The 17,826-nt window shown below is 59.3% G+C and carries 14 protein-coding genes; 3 read left to right on the top strand and 11 right to left on the bottom strand.

Annotated elements, in window-relative coordinates:
• Positions 1–36: 36 nt before the first annotated feature.
• The 8 genes from PSV43_RS02660 to PSV43_RS02625 form a co-directional block, all read right to left on the bottom strand.
• The gene (locus PSV43_RS02660; RefSeq protein WP_300193497.1) at positions 37–1,338 is read right to left on the bottom strand and encodes a flippase; all 1,302 of its coding nucleotides are present in this window, start codon (positions 1,336–1,338) and stop codon (positions 37–39) included.
• Between the two features lie 21 nt (positions 1,339–1,359).
• On the bottom strand, positions 1,360–1,941 hold the full coding sequence (locus tag PSV43_RS02655) for a D-sedoheptulose 7-phosphate isomerase (RefSeq protein WP_300193496.1): 582 nt from the start codon (positions 1,939–1,941) through the stop codon (positions 1,360–1,362).
• Entirely contained in the window at positions 1,938–2,933 is a 996-nt protein-coding gene (locus PSV43_RS02650) for a PfkB family carbohydrate kinase (RefSeq protein WP_300193494.1), read from the bottom strand. Before PSV43_RS02650 ends, PSV43_RS02655 begins: the two co-directional genes overlap by 4 nt.
• On the bottom strand, positions 2,930–3,994 hold the full coding sequence (locus PSV43_RS02645) for a 3-deoxy-7-phosphoheptulonate synthase (protein ID WP_300193492.1): 1,065 nt from the start codon (positions 3,992–3,994) through the stop codon (positions 2,930–2,932). The genes PSV43_RS02650 and PSV43_RS02645 overlap by 4 nt, the downstream gene beginning before the upstream one ends.
• 381 nt (positions 3,995–4,375) lie before the next feature.
• Positions 4,376–4,972, bottom strand: a complete 597-nt coding sequence (gene tsf / locus PSV43_RS02640; protein ID WP_300193491.1) for a translation elongation factor Ts — start codon at positions 4,970–4,972, stop codon at positions 4,376–4,378.
• Positions 4,973–4,997: 25 nt separating this feature from the next.
• Complete coding sequence (gene rpsB, locus PSV43_RS02635) at positions 4,998–5,690, bottom strand: 30S ribosomal protein S2 (protein WP_300193489.1); 693 nt, start codon at positions 5,688–5,690, stop codon at positions 4,998–5,000.
• A gap of 231 nt (positions 5,691–5,921) precedes the next feature.
• Positions 5,922–9,650, bottom strand: coding sequence for an autotransporter-associated beta strand repeat-containing protein (locus tag PSV43_RS02630; protein ID WP_300193487.1), 3,729 nt, complete (start codon positions 9,648–9,650; stop codon positions 5,922–5,924).
• Between the two features lie 355 nt (positions 9,651–10,005).
• Positions 10,006–12,675, bottom strand: a complete 2,670-nt coding sequence (locus PSV43_RS02625) for a DUF4838 domain-containing protein (protein ID WP_300193485.1) — start codon at positions 12,673–12,675, stop codon at positions 10,006–10,008.
• 135 nt (positions 12,676–12,810) lie between these two features.
• On the opposite strand from PSV43_RS02625, the gene PSV43_RS02620 reads away from it, so the two are divergent.
• Positions 12,811–13,416 (top strand): hypothetical protein, encoded by a 606-nt coding sequence (locus PSV43_RS02620; RefSeq protein ID WP_300193483.1) that lies wholly within the window; start codon positions 12,811–12,813, stop codon positions 13,414–13,416.
• Between the two features lie 33 nt (positions 13,417–13,449).
• Here PSV43_RS02620 and PSV43_RS02615 read toward each other — a convergent pair whose 3' ends face one another.
• Both PSV43_RS02615 and PSV43_RS02610 read right to left on the bottom strand, forming a co-directional pair.
• Positions 13,450–14,076, bottom strand: coding sequence for a DUF3365 domain-containing protein (locus PSV43_RS02615; RefSeq protein ID WP_300193481.1), 627 nt, complete (start codon positions 14,074–14,076; stop codon positions 13,450–13,452).
• Positions 14,077–14,241: 165 nt separating this feature from the next.
• Positions 14,242–15,108, bottom strand: coding sequence for an RluA family pseudouridine synthase (locus tag PSV43_RS02610; RefSeq protein ID WP_300193479.1), 867 nt, complete (start codon positions 15,106–15,108; stop codon positions 14,242–14,244).
• 82 nt (positions 15,109–15,190) lie between these two features.
• On the opposite strand from PSV43_RS02610, the gene PSV43_RS02605 reads away from it, so the two are divergent.
• Positions 15,191–15,763 carry a c-type cytochrome domain-containing protein gene (locus PSV43_RS02605; protein WP_300193477.1) on the top strand — a complete coding sequence of 191 codons (573 nt, stop codon included), beginning with the start codon at positions 15,191–15,193 and terminating at the stop codon, positions 15,761–15,763.
• 1 nt (position 15,764) lies between these two features.
• Here PSV43_RS02605 and PSV43_RS02600 read toward each other — a convergent pair whose 3' ends face one another.
• Complete coding sequence (locus tag PSV43_RS02600; protein WP_300193475.1) at positions 15,765–16,196, bottom strand: YkgJ family cysteine cluster protein; 432 nt, start codon at positions 16,194–16,196, stop codon at positions 15,765–15,767.
• 180 nt (positions 16,197–16,376) lie between these two features.
• Between PSV43_RS02600 and PSV43_RS02595 the strand changes: the two genes are divergently transcribed.
• Positions 16,377–17,826, top strand: a 1,450-nt coding sequence (locus PSV43_RS02595; RefSeq protein WP_300193473.1) for a protein kinase, incomplete at its 3' end; no start/stop codon positions are given.

Here is a 17,826-nt window from a genome sequence, read left to right as displayed (position 1 = left end):
AGAAAGATGATGAAAGCTCTGCCTTGCATTAAAAAATCAGGAGTGCAGCAACGACCGCATGCGCAGCAGCGTGAAACGCGGCAGGCCCATGAACGCACGAGTCATGAGACCGGAGACGTTCATACGCAGCCAAGGTGAGAGATAGGTCCACACCACCCAGGCCAGCGTGTAGGAAACCAGAGTGGCCCATGCAGCGCCTACACCGCCATACGCAGGAATCCAGAGCATGTTCAGTGAGGCGTTCACCGCGACGGCAACGATGACAGAAGGGAGGTTTGCGGCCAGTTTGTCTTCCACCGTCAGAATCTGCGTGCGGGCGATGCCGATGGCATACGGGATAAAGGCCCAGGCATGCACACGCAGCATTTCAGAACTGCGGGTGAATTCATCGCCGAAGGCAAACGACATCCAAGGCGAGACCAGCAGCAGTCCGGCGGCCACGGCACAGGCGAGCACGACGGAGGCTGAAAAGTAATCGACCACGGTTTTTTCAAAGCGCGCAGATGCATGCTGGCGGTCCTGCAAGAGCCGCGGCAGGAAGAGGGAGGCAAGTATGCCCGGCATGAAATAGGCCATTTCAGAAACGCGAACGGCAGCGCCGTAGATGCCTGCTTCCTCAGCGCCCCGCAGCCATTCGATCATCATGGTATCGAGGCGGTACAGCAGGATTAACGCCGCCTGGGAGGCAAGTTCAGGCCAGGAACGGCTGACAAGCGCGAACGCGCGTGAGAATTGAAAGCCACTCCATCTGACGCTGCCGCCGCAACGGTGGAAAACGAGTGCGCTGAGCGAGATGAAGACCCAGCCTTCCAGGGCATAGGTCAGGGCAAAAAACCACAGCGGTGCCCGACACCAAATGCCCGCCGCAATGCAGGCGGCGCTGACGATGAAGCCGGTGAACTGGGCGATGGCGGACTGCGAGACACGTCCGTGAGCCTCCAGCCATGCGAGGACTTCGGTGGCAGGATTGGTGAGCAACTGAGTGCCATAAACGATGAGCAGCAGCATGCCCTCTGGCTTGCGCCAGCCGATCCATGCGATCAAACCGGCGAAGAGAGAGGCGGAGACAATGAGCCGCGCAGTGATCGTGGTGCCGAGCACGGCGGGCTGATCTGCGCCGTGCTTCATGAGTTCGCGCACGGTGTAGCGGGCAAAGCCGAGTTCGCCGATACTCAACAGAATGGACACAACTGCCATGGCAACGGCGATCTGGCCGAAGCCGCTGCCACCGAGATACCGCGCAAGCGCACAGGTGAGCGCGAAGCTTAGCGCAAGGCGTGCCACGCGCAGCGACGTCGCCAGCGAGAACGTTTTGAGGATGTGACTGCCAGCGGCCATGAAGGACGCAAAATGCGAGATTTAAGCCGCCGCGAAGTTTTGCTCTGCAATATCGCAGAGGAGATGCCCGATGAGGAGGTGGCACTCCTGAACGCGTGCGGTGATGGCGGAGGGTGCTTTGAAGCTCAGCTTGGCTTCAGCAGCGCAATCCGCACCTTTTTCGCCGGTGAATGCGATGGTGACACAACCGCGCTTGTTTGCAGCCTGAAGGCCGAGGAGAACGTTTTTACTCGTGCCTGAGGTGGAAATCCCGAGAACCACATCACCCGGCTGAGCGAGCGCCTCGATCTGGCGGGAGAAGACGGTATCGTACCCGAAATCGTTGCTGTGAGCAGTGAGGATCGAGGTGTCGGTGGTCAAGGCGAAGCCAGCGAGGGCGGGACGGTTGATGCGGTAACGCACGACGAGTTCGGCGGCGAGATGCTGCGCGTCTGCAGCGCTGCCACCGTTGCCGAAGAAGATGATTTTCCTGCCGTCCTTCAACGCGGTGAGCCAGGCGGCGGCCAGCGGAGCGATTTGATCACTCATCGCGGTCAGTTTGGTGATGGCATCCTGATGCTCGCTGAGATGTGTTTTGAAAAGAGAAGCGAAGTCGGTGCTCATTTGGATGTGAAAGCTGCCAGAAGTTCCTCTGGCGTCAATGTGGCGGTACCGAGCTTGCCAACGACGATGCCGCTGGCGTGATTTGAGATTTCAGCGGCTTCGCGCAGGCTGTGACCGCTGGCGAGGGCGAGTGTGAGCAGGGCGATGGCTGTGTCGCCAGCGCCGGAGACATCAAACACTTCACGCGCACGGGTGGGGATGTGATGTGGAGGCTTGCCGCGCTCAAACAACATCATGCCCTGCTCCCCAAGGGTGACGAGAACACTGGCGACGTTCCATTTGGCGAGCAGCACACGGCCCACTTCGAGGATTTCTTGATTTTCGAGCGGGGCTTCGGACAGGAGATGATCTTCGAGACCGGCAGCGGCAAAGGCTTCGAGGCGGTTTGGCTTCACCAGCGAAACGCCGGCCCAAGGCAATGGATTGCGCGGAGAAGGATCGACGGTGACGATGAGCTGATGTTCGGCGGCGATCTTGGCGACCAGCTGCATGAGATGCTCGGTCATGAAACCCTTGCCGTAGTCTTCCAGGATGATGGCGTCGAGATTGGGAGCCAGATCACGCAGGCGCTGTTCGACCACAATGAGTTCGGCATCGGTCAGCGACAGGAGTTTCTCGCGATCCACACGGACGATCTGCTGCTGGCGTGCGGAGACGCGGGCCTTCGAGATGGTGGGCAGAGTTTCATGCACCAACAGTGGGGAGGGGTCGACTTTGTCTTCGATCAACAGGGAGCGGAGCTTGTCTGCAGCCATGTCTTTGCCAACGCGGCCCATGAGATGGGTGTGCGGCGAGAAAGGCGAGATGTTGCGGGCAACATTGGCAGCGCCACCGGGATAGAATTCCTCGCGGGTGACTTCGACGATGGGCACTGGAGCCTCCGGCGAAATGCGGCGAACATGGCCCCAGATGAAATGATCGAGCATGACATCCCCCACGACGAGGATGCGGCCTTGCGCGAAGCGCTGGAGATGGTCGCGGGTGAAGGTCATTTGCTGCGGCGTGCGCGGACGGCGGCGGCGAGTTCGTCGAGCATGGCGGTGGTGGTGTCCCAGGAGACGCAGGCGTCTGTGATGCTCTGGCCGTAGGTGATGGGCTGGCCCGGCTTGGTGTCCTGGCGGCCTTCGACGAGATGGCTTTCAATCATCACACCCGTGATGGCTTGGCTGCCTGCGGCGATCTGTTCCGAGAGAGAGGTGGAGACGAGGGGCTGCTTGCGATAGTCCTTGAGGCTGTTGCCGTGGCTGCAATCAACCATGACACTGGCGGGCAGGCCGCGTGCGGTGAGCTGGTCCGCGACGGTCTTGATGGAGGCGGCATCGAAATTCGTGCCGGCTTTGCCACCGCGCAGGATGACGTGGCAGGCGTGGTTGCCCTTGGTGTTCACGATGGCGGCGACGCCGTCCTTGGTGACGGAGAGGAAGCAATGCTGGCCTTTGGCGGCTTCGATGGCATCGAGCGCGACTTGAATGCCGCCGTCTGTGCCGTTTTTGAAACCCACAGGCATGGACAAGCCGGAGGCAAGCTGACGGTGAACCTGGCTTTCCGTGGTGCGTGCGCCGATGGCACCCCATGCGACCACATCGGCGATGTATTGCGGGGTGATCACGTCGAGAAATTCAGTACCGGCAGGGACGCCACGCTTGGTGAGCTTGATCAGGAGATCCCGCGCGCCACGAAGGCCGCCGTTGATGTCGAAGGAGCCGTCGAGATGTGGATCGTTGATGAAGCCCTTCCAGCCAACAGTGGTGCGCGGCTTTTCAAAATAGACACGCATCACGATCTCCAGATCGGCGCTGTATTTCTCGCGCGCCTGAATGATGAGCTGGGCGTATTCGAGTGCGGACTTGGTGTCGTGGATCGAGCAGGGTCCAACGACGACGAGCAGGCGGTCATCCTTCAAATTGAGGATGGCTTCGGCGCGTTTGCGGGAGTCTTCGATGAATGCGGATTCCTGCTCGCCCAGACGAAACTCATGCATGAGCAGAGCGGGCTGGATGAGAGGAAGGATTTCAGCGACACGAAGGTCGTCAGTGGGGTGGGTTTGGCTCACGGCAAAAGAGGTCAAAAAGCGGGCGCGCAGAATGGAGGATTCTGGTCGGAGAGGAAACCGAAACTTCAGAGAAGATGAGAAATCTCCACCTGGCGGCAAGCTGCCGCCCGTGGTGCCCATCACTCAGGCACCATCACGGATTGATGAGATTGGGGTGCGCACATGACGCAGGCAAAGAGTGCTAATGAAGGGATTCCAGCATAGCAAATATGCCAATTACGGAAATTTGACATAGGTTGAGTACTTTAGCAAAGCTAAATATCTGGCGACCTTTGGTGAAAATACTGAGATGTGAGTCTCTCCCCTGCCCTGTCGCTTGGGCAAGAAAAAAGGCGGTCGTTGCCGACCGCCTTTCGGGGAGTGTTGAGTTGGCAGCGAAGATTAGAGATCTTCACCCACGGCGTAACGCACGAAACGGCGCACGATGAGGTTTTCGCCGAGCTCGGTGATCTTGCCTTTGATCAGATTCGCGATGGTGAGATCGGGATCTTTGATGAAAGCTTGTTCGAGCAGGCAGTTGTCGGCATAGAATTTCTCCATTTTGCCGTCCACGATTTTGTCCACGATGTTCGCGGGCTTGCCTTTGACCAGTTCGGCACCGATCTCACGCTCCTTGGCGACGAGGTCCGCTGGGACTTCTTCGCGCTGGAGATAGCGAGGGTTCGAGGCGGCGATGTGAAGGGAGATGTCCCTCACGAGGGCCTGGAAGTTTTCATTGCGAGCGACGAAGTCGGTCTCGCAGTTCACTTCGATGAGCACGCCGATGCGGCCTGCCATGTGGATGTAGGAGGCGATGATGCCTTCCTTCGTCTGGCGGTCGGCCTTCTTCTCGGCCTTGATGGTGCCGCTTTTGCGGAGGATGACTTCAGCTTTCTCAAGGTCGCCGGCGGCTTCCGTGAGGGCTTTTTTGCATTCCATCATGCCTGCGTTGGTCTTTTCACGCAGGGTCATGACGAGTTTAGCGGAGATTTCAGCCATGTGTCGGTGGTGGGGGTGAAATGGGTTACTGCTTGGCTTCGGCGGTGGCGGTGATGACGGGGTCGATCAGCTTCTGCAGGATGATGCGGATGGAGCGGATGGCGTCGTCGTTGGCGGCGATCGGGTAGTCGATGATGTTCGGGTCGGCGTTCGTGTCCACGAGGGCGACGATCGGGATCTTCAGACGGCGGGACTCATGCACGGCGATGTGCTCGCGGGCGGAGTCAACGATCACGACAGCGTCAGGGATCTTGCCCATGTGACGGATGCCGCGCAGGTTGCGCTCCAGTTTGATGCGCTCGCGGTTAAGGCTGGCGAGTTCCTTCTTGGACATGAGCTTGAACTCAGGCTTGCTCTCGATTTCTTCGAGGTAGTTGAGACGGGCGATGCTCTTTTTGATCGTCTCCATGTTGGTGAGCGTGCCGCCCAGCCAGCGATGGTTGACGTAGAACTGGCCGCAAGCTTCGGAGGCCTGCTTCACAGCTTCTTGCGCCTGGCGTTTGCAGCCGACGAAAAGGATTTTTTTGCCACGACGGGCGAGGTCGGCCAGGAATTCAGCAGCGGTGTCGATCTGCTCGACGGTTTTCTCGATGTTGAGAATGTGAATCTGGTTTTTGGTTCCCATGATGAAATTCTTCATCTTGGGGTTCCAGCGCTTGGTTTGATGTCCGAAATGGACACCGGCTTCGACGAGTTCGGCGAGGATCTGTGTTGACATGTATTTGGTAGAAGGAGCCTGTCTTCCGCACGTTTTGGGGGGGCAAAACGCTCAGCCACAAGGGCTGATCCGGTCGAACGGGCTTCGGGTTGAACCCTTTGGCCTGACCAAAATGGCCCGGCAAAAGGGGCGCGATGTTACCGGCATCCCCTGCGACGGCAAGCAGTTTTTCACCTGCGGAATCGTCACATCAAGGACAATACCCGGGAGGAGTGGCGAAAATGCAGCCGTTTAAGCCCGCCGACGGCGCAAATAGAGCGGCAGGATTCCCAGCAGCAGGAGCAAGACGCGGGCGGGTTCAGGAACGACGACCAGGGTCAACGAACCACTGCCGCTGAAGTCGAGGATTTGCCAGGTGAAGCCATAGGTGCTGAGGTCGGGCAGATCTAGATTTCCCTCGTTGCCGATGTTAGCCCCGGTGCGGTTGTCGGTGCCGGTGCTGAAAATGGAAGTCGTGCCGGTGTCGAGCACTGTGTTCCAGTCTAGCAGCACGAAGGTGTCGCCGAGGGTGGGGATGTAGGTGTCACCCTTCACGACGATGTTGCTGCTTCCGTTCAAGGTGAGTGCGCCGCCAATGAGGATTTTGTCAGAGGCGAGGGTGGACCCTGGGCTGGAACCCGTGATCTGGAGCTCGATCACCGTGGTGGCGGCGACCGGGGTGAAGATGAGATCGGCGGTGGTCAAGGTACCAACGTCTGTGCCGCCATTGTCGCCCGGACGGACGGTTCCCTGAGTGACGGTGGTGGTGCCTTGAACCTGGCCTGTGCCGGAAAGCACCGAATCTGCGCCATTGAGAACGACCTGGCCTGTGCCGGTCTGGCCGCTGCTGGCGGCACCCACTTGAAGATTGCCCGCTGTGACGGTGGTGACGCCTGTTCCCGTACTGGTGCCGCTGAGCACCAGGGTGCCTGCGCCGGTCTTGCTCAAGGCACCATCTCCGCTGACTGAGCCGCTGACTGTCAAGGTCTGGCCGGTGGCGACATCCAAGGTGCCACCGTTGCTGCCGACTGTGATGTTACGCTGGGCGATGCCGCCGTTGTCGAGCGTCACCGAGGCAGTGGCGGAGAGTGTGCCGCCATTGAGGTTTACGGCAGCTCCGGTGGTGACGGCCCCCAGGTTGGCGTTGCTGCTGATGCTGGTAACGCCGCCATTGAGATAGGTGGCACCGGTGTAGTCATTGGTGCCGGTGAGGATCAACTGACCGCCGCCACTTTTGGTGAGGCCGACTGCACCGGTGAGGGTGGCTGCCACGGTGAGGGCACCGCCCGTGGTGGTGTTGTTCTGGATGATGACGATGTCCTGGCCGTTGCCGGAGGTGAGGGTGCCACCGGTGATGAGGGTGGCGTTGCCGGCGAGGGCGGGGGTGACGAGAATGCCGCCGCTGCCAATGATGTGAGAGCCGTTGAGGGTGAGCGTGGGGGTGGTGATGGCGCTGTTGAAGCGGATGCTGCCGACGGTGACATTGGAATTCAGGATGACGCTGGAGGTGAGGTCGAGATTGGTGGACGCGGTGGTGGCGGCGGTGTTGCTGTAAGAGCCAGCGGAGAGGGAGACGATCTTGCCGCCGCTGTAGGTGGCCCAGTCGGTGGTGTTGCTGTGGCTGGCACCGCCATTGGTGGTCAGGTAAGTGGCATACCCACCGATGATGCCGGAGGTGGTATTGGTGCCGGTGGCGGCGATACCGGATGCGCCGCCGCCGTTGGCGCTGAAAGCGACGGTGCCACCCGTTTCACGAATGACTGTCCCCAGGGTCAGCAGCATGGAACCGCCCCCCACGCGGAGTTGATTCACCACTGAAGATCCCGCGCGGACGGTCACACCGTTCAGGGTTTGGGTGTTTGGTCCCACCGTGTTCTGCTGCTGCAAAAACGTGCCGCCGCCGAGAATGAGCTCAGAGCCGGGGGCAATGATGTTGCTCGTCGGTGTCCCGGTGTCAAAGTAGAGTTTCAGTGTTCCACCGTTTACCGTCGTCGCGCCCGTGTAAGTCTGGGCGGTGATGAATGTTTGAGTTCCTGCGCCCACCTTGGTTAGAGCACCGGCTCCACTCAGGACACCGGAATAGGTTTGTGAAGAGCCGTTGTTGCCGATGGTGAGCGTCACGGCATTGGAGGCGTTGTCGGTGAGCGCGAGGTCGGTGGAGCCGCTGAGACCGCCGAAGGTGAAGCTGTGGCTGGCGACGGAGGAATCGAAGACGATGCCGGTGCCACCGGTGGTGACGGTGCTGCCCTGCAAAGCGAGGCTGCTGGCCAGAACGAGACTGCCTGATGTGAGGGTGGTGGATCCGGTGAAAGTGTTGACTCCCGACAAGGTGAGCACCGAGTCTGCTGCGCCATTGAGGGTGAGAGCCAGCGTGCCCGTACCGCCATTGCGCAAGGTGCCTGCATAGGTATTGGCGGTGCTGGCTGCGAGCGCAACCGTGAGAGTCGCGGCGGTGGTGGAACCGTTTTCCACAGTGGCGGTGCCGGGCGTGGCGGCGTCCGTGCTCAATCCGGTGAGGGTGAAGCTGTTGCCGTTGAGCTGAAATTTGGTGCCTGAGGTGGCGGCTGCACCAAAGCTGAGAGCGCCGTTGGCAGTGCCGTAGGCGGCGTTGGCACCGGGCGTGCCCAGCTTCAGGATGCCGCCTGCATTGATCGTGAGAGAACCACCAAAATTGATGGTGGCCGTACCGGAAGTGCCGCCATTGCTCTGCGCAGAAAGGAAGGAGTGCGTACCGGCGGAGACTATGATCGCATTCGTTAGGGTGAGCGTGCTGCCACGGGCCACGCTACCTTGCAGTGTGCCACCAGTGAGAGTGAGGCCGTTGGTGATGGTGCTGACTGCGGCAAGGGTCAAAGTGCCACTGCTGACGCTGACGTCGGCAAGCGTGAATGCAGTGGCCAGGATTTGTTGTGCTCCAGCCACGATCAACTTGCCACTGCCGCTGAAGGTGCCGCTGTAGGTCTGGGTGCCACTCGACAAAGTGAGCACCTGCCCGGCGGCAAGATTCACCACGCTGAAAGCCGCCGTGCCACCGCTCAGCGCTCCGATGGTTTCGCTGCTCTGAACATCCAGTGTGTTGGTGGATGATCCGGTGCTCATGGCGACGAGCCCTGTGTCAGCGATGGCAGAACCACCCGTGATCTGGAGCTTTGACGCATTGACTGTCGTGGTTCCTGCATAGGTGTTCGTTCCTGAAAAGACTGTGACGCCAAGACCAGTGATCGTCACGGCACCATCACCGGAAATGTTCCCGCTGAAGGTTAAAGTACTAGTGGCGTTCAATGCGCCCAAAGTGGCGGTTTTCGCGCTGGCGATGGTGATGTTTCCGAGCCAGTTGACCGTTTTGTCAGCGAAGTTGGTGGTGAGGGCGCTTGAGTTGACAAAATTCAACGTGGTTCCGACGGCGTAGTTGTAATTGGAGTTACCGCCGGTGTTTTGCCGGATGTCGAGGCCGGCGGTGTAGAGGTTGATGGTCGCGAGACCGTTCAAGGCACCACTGTTTTCCAACAGAGCGGGGGCGCCGGTGGTGTTGATGTTTAGGGTGCCGCCGCCAGCAAAGGAGGAGTTGTTCAACCAAATACGAGTGCCCGTAAGAGTGACAGTGCCGGTGGTGATGAGAGCGGTGGAAATCGTGGGTATGCCACTGGTTGGGGCTGTATTGTTGATGATAGCGCCATCGCTGAGTGTGATCGAGGTGCCGCCGCTGATGGTGACGGCCCCTTCCTCAAAATAGAGGCCGTTGGCAGACTGCGCGCCGCTAACGGTGATGGTCCCGGTGGTGCCATTGGTGCCTGCGGAAAAGTGCAGGTCGTTGGTGCCGTCGGTGGCACTCTGAAAGGTGTTGTTAACGCCAGCGGGGTCGGTGTTCCAGAACAGGCTGCTGCCCCATGTTCCGGTCGCCGCACCCGAACCGTCAGTGGTGCCATTGGTGTCCCAATAAAGATCATTGGCGGCCTGCACCCTGATATTGAGACAGAGCACAGCAAGGAGACAAAGACTCCGAGTAATATTCGCCCTCATCCACCGACAAAGACCCAGCAGCGGCAAAGCTGCGGCCTGAGACGAGGTAAATGTAAAACGGGGCGCAGCAGGAGGATTGGCAGCTTTCAAATGAACGATGTTTTTTTAACAGACACACGGCCTGATAAAGGACTCAAATTATACACCCAAACCCAGCGTCTTTCGACAGCAAAATAATGCGGTGCCCCTGGGGCAAAGCATCACCATGTGAAATCTTTAAACCATGACAGACCATAACCTTACGTAACCTTCTTTAAAACATCTGACAGGAAGCAAAGTGAAGTCCATTTCCTCCTCGTTTACAGGGTGGAAGCACTTAAAACTCCAGCTTCCCGAGCTCCCGCGTTGCCACGCCGGAGAGGGCGTCGAGCCAGAGGAGGCTCTGGCCATTGCGGCCACGACCGGCATTGAAGCCCCAAATTGCGCCGGGCTGCGGGGTGGTGCCGAGGTCGGTGAAAGGGATCTTGAACCAGGCGGTCCACATGCGGTCTGGCAGCGTGTATTGGCCTTTTTTGCCGGTGACGGCGAAGCGAAACTGCCAGGTGCCGTTCCAGGCTTTGTCTTCGCTGAGGCTCTTTTTGACAGGTGTGTACACGGCATCGTAGCGCGAGCCTGCCACCGGATTGGCCGCAAACCGATACACTTTGCCGCCAGCGTCCGGCGGGGCGATGACGAGTTCGACGTACTCCTGCGTGAAGGTGTCCGTGTCTGGTGCATGCTGGTAGAAGTCTTCAGGATGCTTGAGCGGGTGCAGACTTTCGACGCGGACGTAGAGGTGGGTTTTGTCGCGCAGCAGCTTCATCCGTGTGGCGAGGTTGGCGAAGGGCATGCTGTCATGCAGGCGGAAGGATGACTCTGGCGCGGTTTCCCAGGCTTTGGCATCGATCACGGGTTCAGCCTCGACACTGGCGACCTTCAGTTCATGCGGGTCTGACAACACCCCGGCGCGGATGGCCTCTGTGTCCCAGTTGATGCAGGTCTTGTCCCACTGCTGCTGGTAGCCTTGGTGCTCCAGCGCGACGTGAGTGTATTGATGACCGCCCAGCGGCACCATCTGCGGCCAGTCGCTGAGCGCTTTTATGGAGGTGCGTCCGCGGCCACCGGTAAGTTTTTCCAGGCTCGCGTGCCATGCGTCAATCGCATCCATGAGCGGATCAAGGTTCACCTGGGTGGGATTCATGGTCCATGCGTTCTGGAGGTAAAAGATGCGCGAGAGCTGGCGCGCGTAATCGAATTCGATGCGGATCAGATGCAGCCGCGCAAGGACGTCGGCGTCCTGGGTGCCAGCTTCCGCGCGGGTGAGCAGCGTATCCGCATCGGCACAAAACTCCGGGGTGTAGATGCTCATCACATGCCATTTGCTGTCGTGGTAGCGTGAGCGGGAGTACTTGCGATCCCACGCGGCCATGAAGACGCCGAAGTAGTCGGAGTAGATTGCGGTCTGTGCGTGCAGGGCTTCGAAGAAACCCGCCATCGGCACTTTCACCTCGCCGAACGCCGCCACACAAAACTCGTCCATCAGCTTTTGCCAGTCGGCAGTGGGATCATCCATCATGCGGCCATAAACATAGTAGGCGGGAGCCTGGATGCCGCGCACATAGCCCATCACGCCGTCCCGGTGCGACCATTTGACCTTGTTGCGCGCGATGGTCTTTACCACCTCCGCCATGTGCTCGGGCGTGCGTTCGGCAATATAGGGCCCGGCCTGACCGAAGCCGGTGAAGGTTTCCTCAAAGCCGCAGATGCCAGCGGGAAACTCCACGCCTGCCAGCCGGTCAAAGTCACGCTGGGAGGCGAACTGCACATTGACGATGACGTTGTCCGGGAAGCGCTGGATGACCTTGGCAGATACGGGCGTGTCCTGGTAATTGAGCACAACAAAGCGCACGTCAGGATGCTGTGCACGCGCACGCTCCGTGATGCGAAAGAAGGCCTGCCAGAGCTTGCCGCTGTCACCGCGGGCGCGTGTCTCCTCCCACGACATGGCCTTCCTGCCAAAGAGCTTGTTGCAGTCATCGCAGTTGCACTGGCAAAGGCGGTAGGCATCCATCCCGGCGAGGTGGATGATCTTGTGCCCGGCGGCGATCTGCTTTTCCGTCTCCGCAAACATGAGGTCCTGCACGCCTGGGTTGGTGGGACAATACTGCATGTAGTGATCGAAGCCGACCTTCAGTTCGCAGGCTCGCCTGCCATCTTTGGTTAGGGCGAAGTACTCGGGGTGCGTTTTGCCGTACTTTTCCGTCGGCAGCACATCATACCAGCGCACCTCGCCGCCTTGCAGCGAGCCGAGCCGGGGAAAGAAGTTGTTCGCGATCTTGAACAGCGACTCCTGGGGATTGTCATAACTGGCCACCATCAGTGGCGTCTTTTTGAGGTCGAGATCCGCCGGCAGCGTGATCTTTTCCACTGGCAGAATGGCGATGCTGCGGGTGTCGAACTGGAGCGGGCCGTCGTCCTTGATGGGACGCTTTGACGTGCTCTCCGAAGGGTAGAGGGCTGGTTCATGATTGATGAAAAGAAAGCGCACGCCTGCGTGCTCGCGCAGGAAATCGCAGACGCCTTTGATCGTGCCCAACAATGCCACGGGTATCTCCCGGCCATCGCCACCGCGCATGGGATCGCGCCGGTCATGACCGGCGATGATCACGTCGCGTCCGACGACTTTTTGGTAGTAAGTCCAGTCCTGGAGCTGATCCACACTGACCCCCTGAGCCTTGGCGAACTGAGTCGCGCCGAGATACAGACCCGGCTTGTCCTGGGACTTGGTGCTCTCACTGGAGATCGGCACTTCAAAGCCATTTTTCGCCAGCGCCGCCTGCGTCAGCCGTGCTCCCAGCAGCAGCCAGCCGTCCGCCAGTTGATCCCCCGTTTTGTCGGGTATGACGATTTGGTAATCGCAGGTTTTGTCTGCTGCGATAACAAGCTCCGCTGCGGGCAACAGCGGCACCGATAGGAGTGCCGTGAAACAAAGAAGGGAACATTTCATGGGTGACGACATACGCGCCACGAAAGGGGTTTCCTCCATTGCAATCTGATCGCTGCAGGAATGAGGCGCCGCCCATAGTTCAGGCCGGAAAAGTTGCTCTATCTTCTCGGTCAGAGTTCTGCTTCAATCCAGTTCATGCGAAGCCTTAGCCTCACCTTCCTCACTGGACTACTCTTCTGTTTTATGGGATCACCGCAACAGGCAGCAGCCGAACCGATTCAGGTAAAAGCCCGTTTTGTGCGCGAAGACGGCAGCGCCCTCGCGGGAATGGCCGTGCGGATGGTCATCGGCAGTGAGAAGGATTCTCGTGCGCCGCAGGCAGGCAGGACACTCACCACAGACGGCAACGGCGGCGTGACTTACACAGTCAATGCGCCGATTAAAGAGAGGAAGATCCAAACCGGCTCCGCCTTCTTTCGTTCGGCATCCCAATTGGTCGAGGTGGGCATCGAAATGGAATTGCTCGGACGTCGCGCGCTATATTGGGTAGAACTGGATCTCGTCAAAGCCGGCCCAATGATGGGGCAGGCAACCTATGTAGCAGGTTCCAAAGGTGACTTTGACCGAATGCTCAAGTTCAACGACAAAACGCATAGCTGGTCATTTCCTGACGATCCCAAAGGCATGCAACTGACTGGCACGGGTGCCAATGTCACCGAACACTCCATGCGGAAGAACGCCGCGACGGGGCGCTGGGAGATTGATCTGACGGTCGAAAAGCAGAAGTGGGAAAAACGCTGAAGCCGTGCAAGGCATGCGGCGGCGGATGGTGGCTTATGGAGCCACTTTGAGGGCTGCGGCTGATTTGTCCATCATGGACAGTGAGATGCTGATCACGAGGCCTGCAAAACGTGGAGTTTTGGGTGGGTCGTCGAACATTTTGGTATGACAGCCGACACAGTTGGAATGGAGTGGAATCACGGTGGCCCGCCGGTACATTCTTTCGGTGACCACTTCGTAATCTTCCTTGCCGGCGGCGAGTGCGGCGGCGGCTTTTTTCTCAAAGGAAGTGGTGGGCTCGTGGTCGATGTTCATCGCCTTGGTGTTGACGGCAATCCAGTTGGCATTGCTGCCGGAGAGCTTGGCCATGCTTGCAAAAACATCTTCCAATGCACGGGCGGGAAGCACCGCGCCATCTCTTCGGAAGTAGTGCCGGTGCATCGCCTCCAGCGTCGTGGTGTAAACCTCCTGCAGCAGCTTTGCCTGTGCCCGCGCAGCGGCGACTGTGGCCGGGGCGGAGGTCTTTGCGACGGCGGGGGAAACTTTAGGAGGCGGCGTATTCTGTTCCTTGCCGTGATCCTGCCCCCATAGTGCTCCGGCTGCCACTCCAGCCCCAATCAGGCAGGCCAGCAGCGACCGCATGCCCACAGTGCCCCTTGGCGGTCCGATACGGTGTTCCATTTTATGATGAGAGCAGCGGGGCATGAACTTGAATTTGATCTTCAAAATACGAAGCCCACCGTTGCCCTCTTCATCGTCTTTTGCGCTTTCCCGATCCCCCGTTGTATGGTCCGGGAACGTAATGGCCCGTTCTTCGTGCTACGAAGGAAGAGTTGAAGCCGGAGGTCACACCAGCTTTGCCAGCGCGTCCGGCAGAGGTAGAACAAAGTCCATTTTCTCTTCGGTCGAAGGGTGGAAGAAATGGAGCTCGCTGGAGTGAAGGCCCAGACGGCGGGCGGGATCTGTGGTGGCTCCGTAGGGTTTGTCGCCGATGATGGGGTGGCCCATGTCGGAGAGGTGGACGCGGATCTGATGGCGGCGGCCGGTTTCGAGCTTCAGTTCGACGAGCGTGGTGTGGTGGGTGCGCTTGAGAACTTTGAAATGAGTGATGGCCTCGCGGGTGTCTTCATCCGGTGGGACGCTGCGGACGCGGAGGGAGAACTCTTCATTGAGATGGCAGCGCAGGGTGCCGGAATCCCGCTTGATGACGCCTTCGGTGATGGCGAGGTAGGTTTTGTCGAAGCGATGCCAGTTCTGCTGCAGGATGCGTTTGAAGGGCTCGGTTTTGGCGAAGACGATGAGGCCGGAGGTGTCACGGTCCAGACGATGCACGATCCAGACGCGATTGCGGACATCGGTGCCGCGCACATGGTCGGTGAGTGCGGCGTAGGCTGTACGACCACTGCCAGAATCCGTGGCCACGGTGAGCCAGCCGGAGCCTTTGTTCAGCACGATGATGGCCTCGTCTTCATAGACGATGCTGAGACCGGCGGGTATGGGCTTCACGTCGGCACGCGGGGCGCGCTCCACTTTGATGGTGATCTTGTCGCCGGACTTGAGCTTGTGGTCGTGGCGGGTGACGGCGTGGTCATTCACGCGGACGCTGCCAAATTTGAGCCACTGCTTGAGGCGCGTGCGCTTCATGTCCGGCCAGCTTTCAAAGAGAAAGGGCAGGAGTTCGACGGCGGCGGTGACGGTGCGTTGATCAGACATAGGGTCTCATGCCACGGAAAAAAGATGCTGGCTAAGGAAAAGCAGGGTGGCACGTTCTATCAGAGCTCAAAAAACGCCACCCATGCCCCTGCTTCGCCTTTCCCTGATCGTTCCATTCCTTGCTACCTCATCCGTCTTCGCGGCGGATTTCAAGAAGGACATCGCGCCCATTCTGGAGAGGAACTGCTACGAATGCCACAGTGAGAAAACTGGGAAAAAGAAAGGTGGCTTTGTCTTCGATGACTTGGAGACCTTCAAGCTGGACATCAAGGACAACGATGTGGCGCAGATCCGCCCGGGGAAACCCTCAGAAAGCCATTTCCTCGAAGTTCTCGTCAATGACGGCAAGAACCATATGCCGCCCCAAGAACAGCTCTCGGACACGGACATCAAAAAGATCACGGAATGGATCAGCGAAGGAGCTAGTTTTGACAAGGATGCACCGAAACTGGCCCCGGTTGCTGCCAAAAAGTCGCTGCCACCGATCATGAGCTGGACCAGTACCGAAGGCAAAACGATCAAGGCGGGCTTTGTGCGCCTGGAAGGCGAGAACGTGGTGTTGAAGCTGCCAGCCAACGGTAAAGAGGCAACTGTGGCGCTGACGAGGCTGTCCGAGGCCAGCCAGAAGCTGGCGCGTGATTGCGCGGCGCCTTGAGTCACATCTCCGACAGCGCGTCACTGACTGCGGATTCGAGCGGACGGGAGCCGCTGCCGCCGAGACGTTCGTCGAGAGCTTCAAGACGCTGGATGAGATCTGCGACGTGCTTCCGTGGATACATGCCACCGGCTTCGGCACAGAAGTGTGTACGGCAGCCAAAAGGGCGGTTTTTATAGATGCCGCAGCGGCCATCACGACCCAGCAGAGGGCAGGCCCCGTCAGGATGGGGTTTGAGTGCCTTGCGTCCGCTGGCACGCACCCCTTGGGCTGCATATAAAGCTTCCCCCCGGGTGAGCATGGGTGTGTGACCTGCGAGCCGGAAGTGGCAGCAACCGGTGCGCATCTCACACTGACGGGGCAGCGGACGGCGTTCCAGCTCGGCATAGATCGCCTCGATTTCTTGGCGGTGGTCTGGCTTCGGAGGTTTCATGCAGGGTGCATTCAGCATGGCTGCGCTGGCTTGTGTGGCACGCGATTTTTACAAAGCGTGATTTTGAGATTTGAGATTTCCCATTCCGCCCCCATCGTACACACCCCTCGATGTCGCCCCACTCCAGTTTCCGCGTCATCCCGAGTCAACCACCCACCACTAGAGAAACCTGAAGCACGCATGAGTCTGCCTGAAATCGCCGGACATGAATTGCAGGACCTGGTCGGCAGCGGGCGGTGTGGTGCCGTGTATCGGGCGGTGTCAACCAACGGCAAAGCCTGTGCGGTGAAGGTGTTCAGTTCGATGGCGATCAACCGCAAGGCGCTGGCGACAGCGTTCCGCGCAGTGCAGCAGATGCCGCACCATCGCGGTGTGCTGCCCGTGGAGAGCTACAGTTTTGACAGAACGCCCTATTTTTGCGTAATGCCACTGGTCGGCGTGATGACGAAGGACCACCATGGCCGTCGTCAATGGCAGACGCCGACGCTGGAAGCCGCCTGCAACGGCCTGCCTCCGGAGCAGGCCTGGCGCCATATCTATGAGGTGGCCGATGCACTGTCCTGGCTGCACAAGCACGGCATCCCGCATGGCAACCTGCGGCCGTCGAACATCCTGCTGGAGGACGACGCGGAATCTTCGATCCGTCTTACCGACATCGCGCAGGGATGGGTGGGGGGGATTCATCACCTCGAACTGACGGATCATTTTGTGCATCTCTGCCCGGAGCAGGCGGAAAACCCGGATGGTGTGTTCGCCGGCTATGGTCCGTCGTGGGATGTGTACAGCTTTGGTGTGCTGGCGTATCGCCTGCTCAATGGCGTGCTGCCGCGCGGTGCGGAAATGTGGGAGAGCGAAGTCGAACGCGCCCGGCAGCAGGCAGCGTCTGGACTGGCAGTGCAGGTGGACAGCAATGCGCTGCTGGCCGCCGTCAAAGCGCAGCCGAAAATCTACTGGCCAGAGGCGGCTCAATCCAAGTGGGAGGAACGGCGCCGCAACATCATCGAACGAGCCTTGGATTTGAACCCGGCCGCGCGCTGGGCTGACATGCGCGAGATTGTGCGTGAGTTTGAGGTGCTCGAAAGCGACTACTTGCTCGAAGAATCACGTGATCAGACGGTCCGCGAGCGGCAGAAGCAGGCGAAGAAGGTGCTCTCACTGCAGACCACGGCAATCGCGCTGCTCACCATTTTCGTGCTGTGCTTTGTTTACGCCTTTAAAACACAGCGAAATCTGAACAAGGCGCAGAACACCATCGCCACCATCAATGATGTGCATAAGATGGAAAATGATGTGCTCAGCAGCCGCATCGATCTGCTGACAGGTGAGCGCGACAACGAGCACAGCGCGAAAGCGGTGGCGGATCAAAACCTGCAGAACTCGCAGAACGCGGTGGACCAATTTCTCACGCAACTGCTGCAGACCCCTACGGGCAATGAGATGGAGGCAGGCTTTCAGAAAGAGCAGCTCCGCGATGCGCTGGCCTACTGCATGCGCGGCCTGCCTGCACTGGAACAATCCCCCGCCCTCGGCGTCGAACGGCTGCGTGCGTATGGGAACATCGGCCAGCTTCATCTCAAGCTGCGCAACAACGCTCAGGCGGTGATTTACCTCACGAAGGCACGTGAACAGG

Origin of the sequence: Prosthecobacter sp., from assembly GCF_029946185.1 — a bacterium.
GTDB lineage: Bacteria > Verrucomicrobiota > Verrucomicrobiia > Verrucomicrobiales > Verrucomicrobiaceae > Prosthecobacter.
The sequence above is the reverse complement of the archived record's forward strand: the minus strand, read 5'-3'. Positions and strand labels throughout refer to the sequence as shown.